This window comes from Pseudooceanicola profundus (genome assembly GCF_054919315.1).
Genome location: NZ_CM142898.1, coordinates 412,041 through 428,596 on the forward strand (window position 1 = coordinate 412,041; position 16,556 = coordinate 428,596).

Consider the following 16,556-nt stretch of genomic DNA (forward strand, 5'->3'; position numbering starts at 1 on the left):
CACTGGCACAAGCACTGGCACTGGCACAGGCATAGGGGAGCGGCGCATGGAACGTGTACTTGGGATCATCGGCGGCTCGGGCCTCTACCAGATCGAGGGGCTCGAAGAGGCGACGTGGCAGGAGGTCGAGACGCCCTGGGGCGCGCCCTCCGACGCGATCCTGACGGGGCGGCTGGCGGGCACCCGGCTGGCCTTCCTGCCCCGCCACGGGCGCGGCCATGTCCATTCGCCGACCGAGGTGCCCTACCGCGCCAATATCGACGCGATGAAACGGCTGGGCGTGACCGATATCGTCGCCCTCTCCGCCTGCGGCTCGTTCCGCGAGGAGCTGGCGCCGGGCGATTTCGTCCTCGTCGACCAGTTCATCGACCGCACCTTCGCGCGCGAGAAGAGCTTCTTCGGCACCGGCTGCGTGGCCCATGTCTCGCTTGGCCATCCCACCTGCCTGCGGCTCTCCGACCTCGTGGCGGAAGCCGCGCGGGCGGCCGACATCACCCTGCACCGCGGCGGCACCTATCTCGCCATGGAAGGCCCGCAGTTCTCGACCCTGGCCGAGAGCCTGATGTACCGCAACGTCTGGAATTGCGACGTCATCGGCATGACCAACATGCCCGAGGCCAAGCTCGCCCGCGAAGCCGAGATCTGCTACGCCCCCATCGCCATGGTCACCGACTACGACAGCTGGCACGAAGACCACGGCGCGGTGGACGTCACCAAGATCCGAGACACGCTGCTCGGCAACGCCGACAAGGGCCGTGCCCTCGTGCGGGAGTTGCCGCGGCTGCTGACAGGCTCGCCCGCGCCCTGCTCGGAAGGCTGCGACCGGTCGCTGGAGCATGCCCTGCTCACCGCCCCCGAGAAACGCGATCCCACGCTACTGGCAAAGCTCGGCGCCGTGGCCGGGCGGGTGCTGTGATGGACGACATCCGCAATTACATCCGCACGATCCCCGACTTCCCGCACGAGGGCATCCTCTTTCGCGATGTGACCACTCTCTTTGGCAACGCCCGCGGCTTCCGGCTGGCGGTGGACCAGCTGGTGCAGCCCTTCGCGGGCACGCGCATCGACAAGGTCGTGGGGCTGGAGGCGCGCGGTTTCATCCTCGGCGGCGCGGTGGCGCATCAGCTGTCCTGCGGCTTCGTGCCGGTGCGCAAGGCGGGCAAGCTGCCGGCCGCCACGATCGCGCAGAGCTACACGCTGGAATACGGCGAGGCAGTGGTCGAAATCCACGACGATGCCATCACGGCGGGCGAACGGGTGCTGATCGTCGATGACCTGCTCGCCACCGGCGGCACGGCCGAGGCCGGCATCACGCTGGTGGAGAAACTGGGCGGCGTGATCACCGGCTGCGCCTTCGTGGTGGACCTGCCCGACCTCGGCGGACGCGCCCGGCTGGAGAAGCTGGGTTATGCGGTGACGGCGCTCTGCGCCTACGAGGGGCTCTGATCCGTCAGCGGGCCCTCAAAGGTGGGCAAAGACCCGGTCCAGAACGTGCCGGGCGGCGGGCGGGATCTGCCGGAAGCGGTTCTGGATGATGAAGCAGGGCGACACGAGGATCGGCTCGGCCAGCCGCAGCGCCGCCAGCCGCCCGCCAAGCGGCCCCTCCGCCAGCATCTGCGCCACCTCCTCGGTCTGGGGCGCGATGGCGTCGCTCTCGGCCAGCATCGCCAGCACCACGAGGAAGGAGGAGGAGTTCGTCACCCGCGCAGGCGTGCGCAACTCGCGTTCCAGGAACGCCGCCTCCACCGCCTGCCGGATCGGCGAGCCGACCTCCTGGATCACCCACTCGAAGCCCTGCAACTGCTCCAGCGCCACCTCGCCCTGCCCCGCCAGCGGATGGTCGGGACGCACCAGCAGTGAGACCACCTCGCTCCGCGCCGGGTAGAGCCGGAAATCGCGGCTGTCGTGTTCCGGCGGCAGGCGCGCAATGACGAAGTCGAAATTGCCATCCACCAGCCCGCGCACGAGCGTCGTGGAGGGCGCAACCTCGATCGTCATCTCGATATCCGGGGTGGCTGCCTTGACGTCACGCACGGCGGGCATCAGCAACCCAACCGCCGGGCCCGTCACCGCACCGACGCGCACGCGCCCCACCTCGCCTGCGGAAATCCGGCGGCTCTCGGCCTCAAGCGCTGCGAACTGATCGAGGATGATCGTCGCGTGGCGCACGCAGATCTCGCCCAGGGCCGTTGGCCGCATCCCCTTGGGATGTCTCTCGAAAAGCGGCCCGCCCGCGCGTTCCTCCACCTCCGCGAGGATGCGGGACGCGGCAGGCTGGGACATGGCGCAGAGCTGGGCCGCGCGCTGCAACTGCCCCGTCTCCGCGATGCGGAGCAGCAACGACAGGTGGGACGGGCGCAGGCGTTGGGCGAATTCCATACCGGCATAAATAACACTTTCGATATGCAGATGGCGAAAAAACTGAATTGAGGGATATGCGAACCCCCTGTTACCCCTGAGACGGGTTCGGGAGGACCCGACAGGGAGACCCGGCGCCGGTGGAGGACCCCGGCGCACTTGAGGAGGAACATCATGACACTTTCGAAAGTCCTGGCCTCGGCCAGTGCTCTGGCCATGCTTGCCACCGCGGCCCTTGCAGACGGGACCGTGGGCATTGCCATGCCGACCAAATCGTCGGCCCGCTGGATCTCGGACGGCAACTCGATGGTCGAGCAGTTCGAGGCCGCCGGCTACGACACCGACCTGCAATATGCCGAGGATGACATTCCCAACCAGCTGGCCCAGATCGAGAACATGATCACCAAGGGCGTGGACGTGCTGGTGATCGCGGCCATCGACGGCACCACGCTGTCGAACGCGCTGGAGAACGCCGCCGCCTCGGGCATCAAGGTCATCGCCTATGACCGCCTGATCCGCGACAGCGGCAACGTCGACTATTACGCCACCTTCGACAACTTCAAGGTCGGCGTGCAGCAGGCCTCGACGCTGGTGGACGGGCTGAAGGAGCGTTTCCCGGACCAGAAGCCCTGGAACGTGGAGCTTTTCGGCGGCTCGCCGGACGACAACAACGCCTACTTCTTCTACGACGGCGCCATGTCCGTGCTGCAACCGATGATCGACGCGGGCGACATCGAGGTGGTCTCGGGCCAGATGGGCATGGACACCGTCGGCACCCTGCGGTGGGACGGCGCCGTGGCGCAGTCGCGGATGGATAACCTGCTTTCCGCCAATTACACCGACAAGGACGTGCACGGGGTGCTCTCGCCCTACGACGGGCTCTCCATCGGCATCCTGTCCTCGCTCAAGGGCGTGGGCTACGGCTCCGGCGACATGAAGATGCCGATCGTCACCGGGCAGGACGCCGAGGTGCCCTCGGTCAAGTCGATCCTCGCGGACGAGCAGTATTCGACGATCTTCAAGGACACCCGCTCGCTGGCGGGCGTCACCGTCAAGATGGTGGATGCCCTGCTCGACGGCGGCGAGCCCGAGATCAACGACACCTCGACCTACGACAACGGCGTGAAGGTCGTGCCCTCCTACCTGCTGGAGCCGCTGCCGGTCACCAAGGCGAACTGGGAAGAGCGCCTGATCGAGACCGGCTACTACACGATGGATCAGGTCAAGTAACCGACGAGGTCCTCCCGGTCTGTCCGGGCAGCGGCTTCGGCCCTGCCCGGGCAGGTCCGGACGAGCACATCAGGCAGAACAGGCCCACCCAAGGCGGAGGCTGTGTCATGACGGCACTTCTTGAGATGCGCGCGATCACCAAGACCTTTCCGGGGGTCAAGGCGCTGGACGGGGTCAACCTGACCGTCCGCAAGGGTGAAATCCACGCATTGGTCGGCGAGAATGGCGCCGGCAAATCCACTCTGATGAAGGTGCTCTCCGGGGTCTACCCGGCTGGCAGCTACGACGGGGAAATCCACTACGACGGCGCGCTCGCCGAATTCCGCGACATCGCGGACAGCGAGAAGCGCGGCATCATCATCATCCATCAGGAGCTGGCCCTCGTACCGCTGCTCTCGATCGCGGAGAACCTGTTTCTGGGCAACGAATGCGCGCAGAACGGCGTGATCCACTGGCCCGAGACCTTCCGCAAGACAGAGAGCCTGCTGCGCAAGGTCGGCCTGCGCGAGGCCCCCACCACGCTGGTGGACAAGCTGGGCGTCGGCAAGCAGCAGCTGGTCGAGATCGCCAAGGCGCTCTCCAAGGAGGTGCGGCTGCTGATCCTCGACGAGCCGACCGCCGCCCTGTCGGAGAGCGACAGCCAGGCCCTGCTGGACCTGCTGCTGGAACTGAAGGACCAGGGCGTCACCAGCATCATCATAAGCCACAAGCTGAACGAGGTCCGCCGCGTCGCCGACACGGTCACAGTGATCCGCGACGGCACGGCCGTCTCCACGATGGATGCCCGCAGCCAGCCAATCACCGAGGATGCCATCGTGCGCGACATGGTGGGCCGGGACATGGCGCATCGCTACCCCGAGCGGACCCGCCGCGCGGGCGAGATGCTGCTGGAGGTCGAGGACTGGAACGTCTGGCACCCGGAGCACGTGGACCGGCAGGTCATCCGCTCGGCACGGTTCAACGTCCGCGCAGGCGAGGTTGTCGGCATCGCGGGGCTCATGGGCTCTGGCCGGACGGAGCTGGCGATGAGCCTTTTCGGCCAGTCCTACGGCAAGAACATCTCGGGCCGGGTGCGGATCAACGGCAAGGAAGCGGACGTGAGCCGCGTGGACCGCGCCATCGACGCAGGCCTCGCCTATGTCACCGAGGACCGCAAGAGCCTCGGCCTGATCCTCGAGGAGCCGATCCGGCGCAACATCACGCTGGCCAACCTCGAAGGCGTCTCCGCTGGCGGCGTGCTGAACGAGAACGAGGAGACCGAGGTCTCGGAACGCTACCGGCGCGCGATGAACATCCGCACCCCCAGCGTCTTCCAGAAGGTGATGAACCTCTCGGGCGGGAACCAGCAGAAGGTCGTCCTGTCCAAGTGGCTCTTTGCCGAACCCGACATCCTGATCCTCGACGAACCGACCCGCGGGATCGACGTCGGCGCGAAATTCGAGATTTACGGGATCATCAACGACCTCTCCGCTCAGGGGAAAGGCGTGCTGATGATCTCCTCCGAGATGCCCGAACTCCTGGGCATGTGTGACCGCATCTACGTGATGAACGAAGGCGCCCTCGTCGGGGAACTGACGGCCGAGGACGCCAGCCAGGAGCGCATCATGTCGCTCATCGTGACGGAATAAGGGAAAGAGGGCATGGCAATCGCGGAACCCACAGGCACCGAGACCAAGGGCGTCGGAGAATACCTCCTTGCCCACATGCGCGAATACGGGCTGCTCTTTGCCCTGATCGCGATCATGGTGTTCTTCCAGATCGTGACCGGCGGCACGCTGCTGCGTCCGGTGAACATCACCAACCTGCTGCTGCAGAACAGCTATATCATCATCATGGCGCTCGGGATGCTGATCGTCATCGTCTCGGGCAATATCGACCTGAGCGTCGGCTCCGTCATGGGGTTCGTCGGGGCGCTTGCCGCCGTGATGATCGTCGAGATGGACGTGCCCTACCTGATCGCCATCGTCATCTGCCTCGTCATGGGCGGGGTGATCGGGGCCGCGCAGGGCTACTGGGTGGCCTACTGGAAGATCCCCTCCTTCATCGTGACACTGGCGGGGATGCTGGTGTTCCGCGGGCTGTCGCTCTGGCTGCTCGAAGGGCAGTCGGTGGGCCCCTTCCCGCGGGAATTCCAGACCATCGCCAACGGCTTCGTGCCCGATATCTTCCCGGCCTCCATCGGCCAGGCGCTCGCCCCCGTCTTCGATGCGCGGCAGGTGAACGTGCTGGCGCTCGGCACCGGGATCGTGGCCGCCGCGGCGGTGATCTGGTCCGGGATGCGCAAACGCGCCCGCAACCGTGCCTACGGGATCGTGGACGAGCCGCGGGGCTTCTTCATCGCCCGCAACGCCATCATCGGCGCGGCGCTGATCTTCATCATGTTCAAGCTCTCCACCTTCCGGGGGATGCCGAACGTGCTGATCACCATGGGCGTGCTGACGATCATCTATGCCTTCCTCACCGAACGCACGGTGCTGGGGCGGCGGATCTATGCGCTCGGCGGGAACCAGAAGGCGGCCAAGCTCTCGGGGATCAAGACCCAGCGGCTGACCTTCCTCGCCTTCGTCAACATGGGCATCCTCGCCGCCGCTGCGGGCCTCGTCTTCGCCGCCCGCCTGAACACCGCCACCCCCAAGGCCGGCTTTGCGCTGGAACTGGACGTGATCGCCGCCGTCTTCATCGGCGGGGCCTCGATGTCGGGCGGCGTGGGCAAGATCGTGGGGGCCGTCGTGGGCGCCTTCCTGATGGGGCTGCTGAACAACGGCATGTCCATCATGGGGATCGGCATCGACTACCAGCAGATGATCAAGGGTCTCGTGCTGCTCGCCGCCGTGATCTTCGATGTCTACAACAAGAGCAAGCAGGGCTGAGCCATGACATTCACTCCCGCCCCCTGGCCGCGCCGCCTGCGGTCGCAGGAATGGTACGCCGGCACCGGCCGCGACACGATCTATCACCGCGGCTGGATGAAGAACCAGGGCTACCCGCATGACCTCTTCGACGGACGCCCGATCATCGGTATCCTGAACACATGGTCCGACCTGACGCCCTGCAACGGGCACCTGCGCGAACTGGCCGAGAAGGTGAAGGCCGGCATCTGGGAGGCTGGGGGCTTCCCGGTCGAGGTGCCGGTCTTCTCCGCCTCCGAGAACACCTTCCGCCCCACGGCGATGATGTTCCGCAACCTCGCGGCCCTCTCCATCGAGGAACAGATGCGCGGCCAGCCGATCGACGGCGCGGTGCTGCTGGTGGGCTGCGACAAGACCACGCCCTCGCTGCTGATGGCGGCGGCCTCGACCGACCTGCCCTCCATCGTCGTCACCGGCGGGCCGATGCTGAACGGCTACTTCCGGGGCGAGCGTGTCGGCTCCGGTACCCACCTGTGGAAGTTCTCGGAGGCCGTGAAGGCGGGCGAGATGACGCAGGAGGAATTTCTCGAGGCCGAGGAAAGCATGAGCCGCTCGTCCGGCACCTGCAACACGATGGGCACCGCCAGCACCATGGCCTCCATGGCCGAGGCGCTCGGCATGGCGCTGTCGGGCAATGCCGCGATCCCGGCGGTGGACAGCCGCCGCCGCGTCATGGCGCAGCTTTCGGGCCGGCGCATCGTGCAGATGGTCAAGGACGACCTGAAGCCCTCGGACATCCTGACCAAGCAGGCCTTCGAGAACGCGATCCGCTGCAACGGGGCCATCGGCGGCTCCACCAACGCGGTGATCCACATGCTGGCCATCGCGGGGCGCGTCGGCGTCGACCTGACGCTGGATGACTGGGACCGCTGCGGCCGCGACGTGGCCACGATCGTGAACCTGATGCCCTCGGGCAAGTACCTGATGGAAGAGTTCTTCTATGCCGGGGGCCTGCCGGTCGTGCTGCAACGCCTTGGCGAAGGCGGACAACTGCACCGCGACGCGCTGACCGTCTCGGGGGCGACGATCTGGGACGAGGTGAAGGACGTCCGCAACTGGAACGAGGATGTCATCCTGCCGCTGGAGAAGGCGTTGACCCGACAGGGCGGCATCGCCGTGCTGCGCGGCAACCTCGCGCCCGACGGGGCCGTGCTGAAACCCTCCGCCGCCTCCCCCCACCTGCTGCAGCACCGGGGCCGCGCCGTCGTCTTCGAGGACATCGACGACTACAAGGCGCAGATCAACGACGAGGCGCTGGAGATCGACGAGACCTGCATCATGGTGCTCAAGAACTGCGGACCCAAGGGCTATCCCGGCATGGCCGAGGTGGGCAACATGGGGCTGCCGCCCAAGGTGCTGCGCAAGGGGATCACCGACATGGTGCGGATCTCGGACGCGCGGATGTCCGGCACCGCCTATGGCACCGTCGTCCTGCACACCGCCCCCGAGGCGGCCGCCGGCGGCCCGCTGGCGGTGGTGCGCACCGGCGACATGATCGAGATCGACGTGACCGCCCGGCGGCTGCACCTCGACATCCCCGACGCGGAACTGGCCGCGCGGCTGGCCGCCTGGCAGCCCTCCCACGAGCAGCCCGAAAGCGGCTACGCCTGGCTCCACCAGGCCCATGTGCAGGGCGCGGACACCGGCGCGGATCTGGACTTCCTCAAGGGCTGCCGCGGCGCGCCCGTCGGAAAGGACAGCCATTGATGGAGATCGCACTCGTCGGCATCGGAAAGATCGCGGTGGACCAGCACGTCCCCGCCATCGCCGCCAGCCCCGACTGGGAGCTGACCGCCACCGTCTCGCGCCACGGCACTGTGCCCGGCGTCATGGCCTATGACGACTTCGACCAGATGCTGGCGGAGCGTTCGGAGGTGCGCGTCGTCTCGCTCTGCCTGCCGCCGGTGCCGCGCTTCGACTATGCCCGCCGGGCCATCGCTGCGGGCCGCCACGTGATGCTGGAAAAACCGCCCGGCGCCACGCTCTCGGAATGTCATGCGCTGGAGGCGCTTGCGCGCAGGCACCGGGTCTCGATCTATGCCACATGGCACTCGCGGCAGGCCGACAAGGTGCCCGCCGCCAAGGCCTGGCTGAAGGACAAGCGGCTGGAGCGGCTGACGATCACATGGCGCGAGGACGTGCGCCAGTGGCACCCCGGGCAGGACTGGGTCTTCGAGGCCGGGGGCCTCGGCGTCTTCGATCCGGGCATCAACGCGCTCTCCATCCTGACCGAGATCCTGCCCGATCCGGTGCACCTCACCGGGGCCGAGCTGCACTTCCCCGAGAACCGCGAGACGCCCATCGCCGCCAGCTGTCGCTTCCACCACCCGCAGGGGGCGGAGGTGACGATGGACCTCGACTGGCTGGAGCCCGGCGCGCCGACATGGAGCATCGAGGCGGTGACCGACGCGGGTGTCCTGCTGCTGGAACAGGGTGGCGGCGCGCTCTCCATCGACGGGGTCGCGCAGGAGGCCCTGCCCGGGCTCAGCGGCGAATACCCCCGCCTCTACGACCAGATGGCAAAGCTGGTGAAGACCGGCGGCAGCGAGATGGACCTCGCCCCCCTGCGCCACGTGGCCGATGCCTTCCTGCTGGGCCGCCGGGTGACGGCCCCCGCCTTCGCATGGTGATCACCCGGCCCCATATCGCGCCCTTCGGCACCGCGCCCGACGGCACGGCGGTGGAGGTGGTCACCCTCGCCCGTGCCGGGACCACCGTTCAGGTGATGACATGGGGTGCGACCCTGCTCGACTACCGGATCGAGGGCGTGGATTTCTCGCTGATCCTCGGCAGCGCGCGGTTCGAGGATTACCTCGGCCCGCTGTGCCACTACGGCGCCATCGTCGGGCCGGTGGCAAACCGCATTGCCGGCGGGCAGATGCCCGTCGCGGGCCGCCTGCTCACGCTGGACCGCAACGAGGCCGGGCGCACGACGCTGCACGGCGGGTCTGCCGCCCTCGACGCCCGCAACTGGCGGATCAGCGCAGTTGAGGAAGACAGCGTCACCCTCGTCCTCACCCATCCCGACGGATGTGGCGGCTTCCCCGGTCCGGTGGAGATTACCGCCCGATATGGCCTCGACGCCACGGGCGCCCTGATCCTCGACATCACGGCCGAGACCGCGCGGGAGACCTGCTTTGCCCCCGCCTTCCACGGCTACTGGACGCTCGACGGCCGTGCCGACCTCTCGGGGCACCGGCTGACCGTCGCGGCAGAGAGCTACCTGCCCGTCGATGCAGACAAGATCCCGGCAGGTGGCCCAGCCCCCGTCGCGGGCACCGTCTTCGATCACCGGCAGCCACGCCCGCCCGCCGCAACGCTCGACCATAATTTCTGCCTGCGTCCCGCGCGTGGCCCCCTCGCGCCGGCCTGCCTGTTTGAGACCGACCGGCTGCGCCTCGCGGTCGAGACCACCGAACCGGGGCTACAGGTCTACACCGGCCAGCAGCGCGGCATCGCGCTGGAGCCGCAGGTCTGGCCCGACAGCCCGAACCGCCCCGATTTCCCCTGCGCCGGGCTGCGCCCCGGCGAGACCTATCGCCAGACGTCGCGCTTTGCCGTGACGCACAAGACCTGAAGAGGCCAAGATGACCCAACCGCTCACCGGAATCCTGCCCGTCGCCCCCACGCCCTTCCACGCCGATGGCAGCCTCGACCCCGAGGGGATGCGCCGCGTCCTCGACTGCATGATCGATCAGGGCGTCGACGCGATCTGCATCCTCGCCAACTACTCCGAGCAGTTCCTGCTGTCGGACGAGGAACGCGCCCTGCTGACCCGGGTCTGCCTTGAGCATGTCGCGGGCCGGGTGCCGGTGATCGTCACGATCAGCCATTTCTCGACGCAGATCGTCGTGGCCCGTGCCAAGGAGGCACAGGCCCTCGGCGCCTCGATGCTGATGATGATGCCGCCCTATCACGGCGTCGGCCTCGTCCCCGCCGAGGCGGGCATCTTCGAGCATTTCACCGCCGTGTCCGAGGCAATCGACATCCCGATCATGGTGCAGGATGCGCCGCTCTCCGGGGTCTCCCTGCCGGTGCCGCTGCTGGTGCGCATGGCGCGCGAGATCGAACATGTCTCCTACTTCAAGATGGAAACCCCCTTCGCCGCCGACAAGCTGGCCGCGCTGATCGAGGCAGGCGGCCCCGACATCGTCGGCCCCTTCGACGGCGAGGAGGCGGTGACGCTGCTGGCGGACCTCGATGCAGGCTGCACCGGCACGATGACCTCGGCGCTGCAACCCGAGAAGATCCGCCCCATCGTGACCGAATACCGCGCGGGCAACACCGCCGCCGCGCTGGAGCAGTGGAAACTCTGCCTGCCGCTGATCAACCACGAGAACCGCCAGTGCGGCCTGCGCGCCGCCAAGACGGTGATGATGGCGGGCGGCGTGATCGGCTCGGACCATGTGCGCCACCCGCTCAAGCCGATGTCGGAGCGGACCAGGGCCCGCCTGCTTTCGCTGAGCGAAGAACTGGACCTGATCGCGCTCCGCTGGGGCAAGTGAGGGGCGCATGACCGTCGCGGAGAGGCAAGGTTTGGAAAAACAGGCCATCGACTGGATCGCCGCCGACTGGGGCACCACCAACCTGCGGGTCTGGGCCATCGCGCCCGACGGCGCGGTGTTGGAGGCGCGCCGCTCCGACCGGGGCATGGGCGGGCTGGCGCCGGAGGACTTCGAAGGTGCCTTCCTCGCCCTTGCGGGTGACTGGATCGGCCCCGAGGGCGCCGAGGTGCTGATCTGCGGCATGGCCGGTGCCCGCGGGGGCTGGGCCGAGGCAGGCTATGCCGCCGTGCCCTGCGCGCCCGCCCCGGCCGAGGCAACGCCCGCCCCCACCCACGACGCACGGCTGCGGGTCCGCATCCTGCCCGGCCTCTCGCAATCCGCGCCCGCCGACGTCATGCGCGGCGAGGAGACGCAGATCGCGGGGCTCTTGGCCGCAGAGCCCGATTTCGACGGCGCGCTCTGCCTGCCCGGCACCCATACCAAGTGGGTCCGCCTCTCGCGCGGGCAGGTCACCGGATTTCGCACCTTCCTGACGGGCGAGCTTTTCGCCCTGCTCTCATCCCAGTCGATCCTGCGCCTCAGCCTCGATGACCAGTGGAACGCCCCCGCCTTCGACGCCGCCGTGGCGGAGGCGCTTGCCGCCCCCGAGAGCGTCAGCGCCACGCTCTTCGCGATCCGGGCCGAGGCGCTGCTGGCCACGCCCGGCCCGAGCGCCGCGCGGGCCCGACTCTCGGGGCTGCTCACCGGCCTCGAACTGGCGGGCGCGCGCCCCTTCTGGGAGGCGGGCCGCGTCGCCCTCGTCGGCAGTGCCGCGCAGCAGGCGCAATATGCGCCGCTCACCGCGCAGGGCGTCACCCTCACCCGGCACGATGCCGAGACCCTCACACTGGCCGGGCTGCGCCTTGCACGCGCGGGCCTGCCCCCGATTGGCGGAGCACGCCCATGACCCGACCCATCATCGCCATCCTGCGCGGCCTCACGCCCGAGGCGGCGGTTCCCGTGGCCGAGGCGTTGATCGAGGCGGGCGTGACCCTGATCGAGGTGCCGCTGAATTCGCCCGATCCGCTGACCTCCATCGCCCGCATGGCCGGGGCCTGTGGCGAGCGCGCGCAGATCGGCGCGGGCACGGTGCTGACGCCCGCGCAGGTGGCCCAGGTGGCGCAGGCTGGCGGGCGGCTCATCGTCTCGCCCAACATGGACCCGGCGGTGATCGGCGAGACGAAGCGCCTCGGCCTCGCCTCCTATCCCGGCGTCCTGACCCCGACGGAAGGCTTCGCCGCCCTCGCCGCCGGGGCCGATGCGCTGAAGCTCTTCCCCGGCGAGATCGCGGGTCCCGCCGGGCTGAAGGCCATGCGTGCCGTGCTCCCGCGCGAGGCCGGGGTCTGGGCGGTGGGCGGTGTGTCCGAGGCCAACCTGCCCGAGTGGTTCGCCGCAGGCGCCGCCGGCGTCGGCATCGGCTCCGCGCTCTTCGCCCCCGGCGACAGCGCCGCGACCGTCGCCGCCAAGGCCGCGCGGCTGGTGGCCCGCTACGACGGAATGAGCGCCTGATGCGCGGTGCGGTGCCAAGCCCTGCCGCAGTCACCCGGGACACTCCGATGACGCCTGCCTCGCGCCCCCGGTGTTGGTCCCAGTCCCGGCCCCGGTCCCGTGGGACCGCCGCGTCACGGCCCCTTGTCCTCCTCCCCGCGCCGGGCACAGTGTTTCAGGGGCCGCTCCACGGGGACGGCTCCGCCCGCCGTCCCGAAAGGAAAAGCCCCGCGCCACGCGCACAGACATGAGCAGGTAGATGACCCCGGAACCGAGCCCCACGCAGATGGCGCCCCTGACCGCCACGCTTCACGACGCCCGCCCCTGCCACCTCGGCGAGGGGGCCTTCTGGCATCCCGAGCGGGAGCAGCTCTTCTGGTTCGACATCCTCGGCCACCGGCTGCTCTCTCGCGCGGGGGACACCCCCTTGGCGTGGGACATGGGCGAATGCGCCTCCGCCGCCGGCTGGATCGACCGCGACACGCTGCTGATCGCCACCGAAACCGGGCTCTGGCGCTTCGACATCGCGAGCGGCGCGCGCCGGCTGATCTGCGCGCTGGAGGCAGAGGACCCCGCGACCCGCTCCAACGATGGCCGGGCCGATCCGCAGGGCGGTTTCTGGATCGGGACCATGGGCAAGGCGGCCGAGGACGGGCGCGGGGCGATCTATCGCTACCACATGGGGGAAGTGCGCCGGCTCTACGGCGCGCTCTCGATCCCGAACTCGATCTGCTTCGCCCCCGGCGGGGAGGCCGCCTATTTCACCGACACGAAGGTTGGACAGATCTTCCGCGTCCCCCTCGACCCCGAGGGCTGGCCCGCAGGCGATCCGGTGCCCTTTGTCGATGTTGCCGCGCAGGGTGCCAGCCCAGACGGGTCGGTCACCGATGCGGAAGGCGGGCTCTGGAACGCCCAATGGGGCAGCGCGCGGGTGGTGCGCTATGCCCCCGATGGCCGGACCGACCGTATCGTGACACTGGACGGCCGCCATGCCTCCTGCCCGGCCTTCGGCGGGCCCGGGCTGAAGACGCTCTTCGTCACCTCCGCGCGCGAGGGGATCGCCGCCCCCGACGCGGCGCAGGGCTGTACCTACGCGCTGGTGCAGGACATTGCCGGCCGCCCGGAACCGCGCGTCCGCCCCTGACCGTCACGGGACACGGAAAAGGGCCCCCGCGGGGGCCCGTCGCGGCCCGGACACCGGGCCGCCAGGGATCGTGTGGCGCGTCAGCGCCGCCGGTGGGTCAGGCCCCCCGATCAGGCGCCTCGATAAGGCGCCCGGTCAGGCCCTCAGGTCGGCCCGCTCACTCTGCCGCGACGTTGGCCGAGGGGTTGTTCGGGTGGGTCGTCCAGTTGGCGTAATCCCCCACCTCGCGGCCCGTGCGCGGATCGACCGCGCCCTGTGCCATCTCCACCATGGTGATACAGTTCTCCACCGGGCAGACGTTGACGCAGAGGTTGCAGGCCACGCATTCCTCGTCCTTCACGGTAAAGGTCCGGTCCGCCGACATGGCGATCGCCTGGTGCGAGGTATCCTCGCAGGCGGCATAGCAGCGGCCACACTTGATGCAATCGTCCTGGCTGATCTGCGCCTTGGTGACGTAGTTCAGGTTCAGGTACTGCCAGTCGGTCACATTGGGCACCGCCTTGCCGATGAAGTCGGACGTCGCGGTATAGCCCTTCTCGTCCATCCACTGGCTCAGGCCCGAGATCATCTCCTGCACCACCTTGAAGCCATAGGTCATGGCCGCGGTGCAGACCTGCACGTTGCCCGCCCCCAGCACCATGAACTCCGCCGCGTCGCGCCATGTGGTGATGCCGCCAATGCCCGAGATCGGCAGGCCGTGGGTTTCCGGGTCGCGCGCGATCTCAGCCACCATGTTCATGGCGATGGGTTTCACCGCCGGGCCGCAATAGCCGCCGTGGGTGCCCTTGCCGTCGATCATCGGCTCCGGCGCCATGGCGTCGAGGTTCACCGAGGTGATCGAGTTGATCGTGTTGATCAGCGAGACCGCATCGGCCCCGCCCGCCTTGGCCGCCTGCGCGGGCTTGCGGATGTCGGTGATGTTCGGCGTCAGCTTCACGATCACCGGCTTGGAGTAGTACTTCTTGCACCACTCGGTCACCATCTGGATGTACTCCGGCACCTGCCCCACGGCCGAGCCCATGCCGCGCTCCGCCATGCCGTGAGGACAGCCGAAGTTCAGCTCGATCCCGTCGGCGCCGGTCTCTTCCACCAACGGCAGGATCGCCTTCCAGCTCTCCTCATCGCAGGGCACCATGATCGAGACGATCAGCGCCCGGTCGGGGTAATCCTTCTTGACCCGGGTGATCTCCTCCAGGTTCGTGTAGAGATCGCGGTCGGTGATCAGCTCGATGTTGTTGAGCCCCAGCAGGCGCCGGTCAGCCCCCCAGATCGCGCCATAGCGCGGCCCGTTGACGTTCACCACCGGCGGCCCTTCCGAGCCCAGTGTCTTCCACACGACACCGCCCCAGCCGGCCTCGAAGGCGCGGCGGACGTTGTATTCCTTGTCGGTCGGCGGCGCCGAGGCCAGCCAGAAGGGGTTGGGGCTCTTGATGCCCAGAAAGTCGGTCGTCAGATCGGCCATGTCAGCCTCCCGTTGGTTTGCTTGGCGGGGGCGCGTCTTGCGGCGCCCCTCTACTGGCTTTGGCGTCAGGTCAGCCCATCAGCGTGGCATGGATGTCCTCGGCGGCGTCGCGGCCCTCGGCCACGGCGGTCACGGTCAGGTCCTCGCCGCCAAGCGCACAGTCGCCGCCGGCCCAGACCCCGGGCAGCGTGGTGCGCCCCGGCCCGCTGACGGTGATCTTGCCGCGGGTGATCTCCAGCCCCTCGGGCGCACCCTCCAGCGTCTGGCCGATGGCCTTGAAGACCTGATCGGCCTTCAGGCGGAAGGTCTCGCCGGTGCCGACGAGGGCGCCATCCTCGGTCTTGGTGTACTCCAGTTCGATCTCGACGGCCTTGCCGTTGCCATGCACCGCCACCGGGCGCACGTCGGTCAGCAGGCGCACGCCCTTGGAGGCCGCGAGGTCCTTCTCGAAGTCGGAGGCGCCCATGGCCGCGCGATCGCGGCGATAGGCGATGGTGACGTTCTCCGCCCCCAGCAGCTTGGACTGTACGGCGGCATCCACGGCGGTCATCCCGCCGCCGATCACCACCACGTCGCGTCCCACGGGCAGGGTCGAGAGGTCATCGGACTGGCGCAGGGTGGCGATGAAGTCCACCGCGTCCTCGACGCCCTCGCGGTCCTCACCCTCGCAGCGCAGGGCGTTCACACCGGCGAGGCCAATGCCGAGGAAGACCGCGTCATACTCTGCCGTCAGCCCCTCCAGCGTCAGGCCCGCGCCCAGCTTCTGGCCGGTCTCGACCGTGATGCCCCCGATCTGCAGCAGCCAGTCGACCTCCGCCTGCGCGAAGTTGTCCGGTGCCTTGTAGGAGGCGATGCCGAATTCGTTCAGCCCCCCCGGCTTGGGCCGCGCGTCGTAAAGCACCACGTCATGCCCCTTCATCGCAAGCCGGTGCGCGGCGGAAAGGCCCGCAGGCCCCGCCCCCACCACCGCCACGCGCTTGCCCGTGGGCGCCGCGCGGGTGAAGGGATGGTCGTTCTTCGCCATCAGCGTATCGGTGGCATAGCGTTGCAGCCGCCCGATCTCGACCGGCTTGCCCTCCGCCGTCTCGCGCACGCAGACCTCTTCGCAGAGCGTCTCGGTCGGGCAGACGCGGGCGCACATGCCGCCGAGGATGTTCTGTTGCAGAATCGTGCGCGCCGCCGCCTCGGGCGTGTCGGTCGCGATCTGGCGGATGAAGAGCGGAATGTCGATCGAGGTCGGACAGGCCGTCATGCAGGGCGCATCGTGGCAGAAGTAGCAGCGATCCGCGGCGACATGGGCCTCGTGGCGTTCCAGCGGCGGATGCAGGTCGCCGAAATTCTCGGCCAGCACCTCGGCTCCGAGGCGGCCGGCAGCGATTCCGGGCGTCTTGGGGGACAGGGTCATGGTTGGCTCCCGTTGG

15 protein-coding genes are annotated in these 16,556 nt (G+C 68.7%); 12 read left to right on the plus strand and 3 right to left on the minus strand.

Features of this window, described 5'->3' with window-relative positions; translation table 11 throughout:
- The first annotated feature begins 46 nt into the window (after positions 1-46).
- Positions 47-916, plus strand: coding sequence for an S-methyl-5'-thioadenosine phosphorylase (locus ACX9MO_RS01905; protein ID WP_462213341.1), 870 nt, complete (start codon positions 47-49; stop codon positions 914-916).
- Positions 916-1,446: an adenine phosphoribosyltransferase gene (locus ACX9MO_RS01910; RefSeq protein ID WP_462213342.1), complete on the plus strand. Its 531-nt coding sequence runs from the start codon at positions 916-918 to the stop codon at positions 1,444-1,446. The genes ACX9MO_RS01905 and ACX9MO_RS01910 overlap by 1 nt, the downstream gene beginning before the upstream one ends.
- 15 nt (positions 1,447-1,461) lie before the next feature.
- Here the strand turns inward: ACX9MO_RS01910 and ACX9MO_RS01915 are convergent, their stop codons facing one another.
- Entirely contained in the window at positions 1,462-2,379 is a 918-nt protein-coding gene (locus tag ACX9MO_RS01915) for a LysR family transcriptional regulator (RefSeq protein ID WP_462213343.1), read from the minus strand.
- A 153-nt stretch (positions 2,380-2,532) separates the two neighbouring features.
- On the opposite strand from ACX9MO_RS01915, the gene chvE reads away from it, so the two are divergent.
- From chvE to ACX9MO_RS01965, 10 genes are all read left to right on the plus strand, one after another.
- Entirely contained in the window at positions 2,533-3,588 is a 1,056-nt protein-coding gene (gene chvE, locus ACX9MO_RS01920) for a multiple monosaccharide ABC transporter substrate-binding protein (RefSeq protein WP_462213344.1), read from the plus strand.
- Between the two features lie 107 nt (positions 3,589-3,695).
- Positions 3,696-5,216 (plus strand): multiple monosaccharide ABC transporter ATP-binding protein, encoded by a 1,521-nt coding sequence (gene mmsA, locus ACX9MO_RS01925; RefSeq protein ID WP_222492703.1) that lies wholly within the window; start codon positions 3,696-3,698, stop codon positions 5,214-5,216.
- A gap of 12 nt (positions 5,217-5,228) precedes the next feature.
- Positions 5,229-6,458 carry a multiple monosaccharide ABC transporter permease gene (gene mmsB, locus ACX9MO_RS01930; RefSeq protein ID WP_462213345.1) on the plus strand — a complete coding sequence of 410 codons (1,230 nt, stop codon included), beginning with the start codon at positions 5,229-5,231 and terminating at the stop codon, positions 6,456-6,458.
- 3 nt (positions 6,459-6,461) lie between these two features.
- Positions 6,462-8,204, plus strand: coding sequence for an L-arabinonate dehydratase (gene araD / locus ACX9MO_RS01935; RefSeq protein WP_222492699.1), 1,743 nt, complete (start codon positions 6,462-6,464; stop codon positions 8,202-8,204).
- The gene (locus ACX9MO_RS01940; protein WP_462213346.1) at positions 8,204-9,127 is read left to right on the plus strand and encodes a Gfo/Idh/MocA family protein; all 924 of its coding nucleotides are present in this window, start codon (positions 8,204-8,206) and stop codon (positions 9,125-9,127) included. Before araD ends, ACX9MO_RS01940 begins: the two co-directional genes overlap by 1 nt.
- On the plus strand, positions 9,121-10,074 hold the full coding sequence (locus ACX9MO_RS01945; protein WP_462213347.1) for an aldose epimerase family protein: 954 nt from the start codon (positions 9,121-9,123) through the stop codon (positions 10,072-10,074). Before ACX9MO_RS01940 ends, ACX9MO_RS01945 begins: the two co-directional genes overlap by 7 nt.
- A gap of 10 nt (positions 10,075-10,084) precedes the next feature.
- Entirely contained in the window at positions 10,085-11,002 is a 918-nt protein-coding gene (locus tag ACX9MO_RS01950) for a dihydrodipicolinate synthase family protein (protein ID WP_462213348.1), read from the plus strand.
- Between the two features lie 31 nt (positions 11,003-11,033).
- A complete protein-coding gene (locus ACX9MO_RS01955) occupies positions 11,034-11,948 on the plus strand; it encodes a 2-dehydro-3-deoxygalactonokinase (RefSeq protein WP_462213349.1) in 915 nt (304 codons plus the stop codon).
- Positions 11,945-12,550, plus strand: a complete 606-nt coding sequence (locus ACX9MO_RS01960) for a 2-dehydro-3-deoxy-6-phosphogalactonate aldolase (RefSeq protein ID WP_462213350.1) — start codon at positions 11,945-11,947, stop codon at positions 12,548-12,550. Before ACX9MO_RS01955 ends, ACX9MO_RS01960 begins: the two co-directional genes overlap by 4 nt.
- Positions 12,551-12,788: 238 nt before the next feature.
- The gene (locus tag ACX9MO_RS01965) at positions 12,789-13,673 is read left to right on the plus strand and encodes an SMP-30/gluconolactonase/LRE family protein (RefSeq protein WP_462213351.1); all 885 of its coding nucleotides are present in this window, start codon (positions 12,789-12,791) and stop codon (positions 13,671-13,673) included.
- Positions 13,674-13,830: 157 nt separating this feature from the next.
- Here ACX9MO_RS01965 and preA read toward each other — a convergent pair whose 3' ends face one another.
- Both preA and ACX9MO_RS01975 read right to left on the minus strand, forming a co-directional pair.
- Positions 13,831-15,135: an NAD-dependent dihydropyrimidine dehydrogenase subunit PreA gene (gene preA / locus ACX9MO_RS01970; RefSeq protein ID WP_222492687.1), complete on the minus strand. Its 1,305-nt coding sequence runs from the start codon at positions 15,133-15,135 to the stop codon at positions 13,831-13,833.
- Positions 15,136-15,205: 70 nt separating this feature from the next.
- On the minus strand, positions 15,206-16,540 hold the full coding sequence (locus ACX9MO_RS01975) for an NAD(P)-dependent oxidoreductase (RefSeq protein ID WP_462213352.1): 1,335 nt from the start codon (positions 16,538-16,540) through the stop codon (positions 15,206-15,208).
- Between the last annotated feature and the right edge of the window lie 16 nt (positions 16,541-16,556).

What these genes read in the sequence shown, in the direction of transcription:
- ACX9MO_RS01905 (WP_462213341.1), top strand. Translation starts at nt 47, where the DNA reads ATGGAACGTGTACTTGGGATCATCGGCGGCTCGGGCCTCTACCAGATC.
- ACX9MO_RS01910 (WP_462213342.1), top strand. Translation starts at nt 916, where the DNA reads ATGGACGACATCCGCAATTACATCCGCACGATCCCCGACTTCCCGCAC.
- ACX9MO_RS01915 (WP_462213343.1), bottom strand. Translation starts at nt 2,379, where the DNA reads ATGGAATTCGCCCAACGCCTGCGCCCGTCCCACCTGTCGTTGCTGCTC.
- chvE (WP_462213344.1), top strand. Translation starts at nt 2,533, where the DNA reads ATGACACTTTCGAAAGTCCTGGCCTCGGCCAGTGCTCTGGCCATGCTT.
- mmsA (WP_222492703.1), top strand. Translation starts at nt 3,696, where the DNA reads ATGACGGCACTTCTTGAGATGCGCGCGATCACCAAGACCTTTCCGGGG.
- mmsB (WP_462213345.1), top strand. Translation starts at nt 5,229, where the DNA reads ATGGCAATCGCGGAACCCACAGGCACCGAGACCAAGGGCGTCGGAGAA.
- araD (WP_222492699.1), top strand. Translation starts at nt 6,462, where the DNA reads ATGACATTCACTCCCGCCCCCTGGCCGCGCCGCCTGCGGTCGCAGGAA.
- ACX9MO_RS01940 (WP_462213346.1), top strand. Translation starts at nt 8,204, where the DNA reads ATGGAGATCGCACTCGTCGGCATCGGAAAGATCGCGGTGGACCAGCAC.
- ACX9MO_RS01945 (WP_462213347.1), top strand. Translation starts at nt 9,121, where the DNA reads ATGGTGATCACCCGGCCCCATATCGCGCCCTTCGGCACCGCGCCCGAC.
- ACX9MO_RS01950 (WP_462213348.1), top strand. Translation starts at nt 10,085, where the DNA reads ATGACCCAACCGCTCACCGGAATCCTGCCCGTCGCCCCCACGCCCTTC.
- ACX9MO_RS01960 (WP_462213350.1), top strand. Translation starts at nt 11,945, where the DNA reads ATGACCCGACCCATCATCGCCATCCTGCGCGGCCTCACGCCCGAGGCG.
- ACX9MO_RS01965 (WP_462213351.1), top strand. Translation starts at nt 12,789, where the DNA reads ATGACCCCGGAACCGAGCCCCACGCAGATGGCGCCCCTGACCGCCACG.
- preA (WP_222492687.1), bottom strand. Translation starts at nt 15,135, where the DNA reads ATGGCCGATCTGACGACCGACTTTCTGGGCATCAAGAGCCCCAACCCC.
- ACX9MO_RS01975 (WP_462213352.1), bottom strand. Translation starts at nt 16,540, where the DNA reads ATGACCCTGTCCCCCAAGACGCCCGGAATCGCTGCCGGCCGCCTCGGA.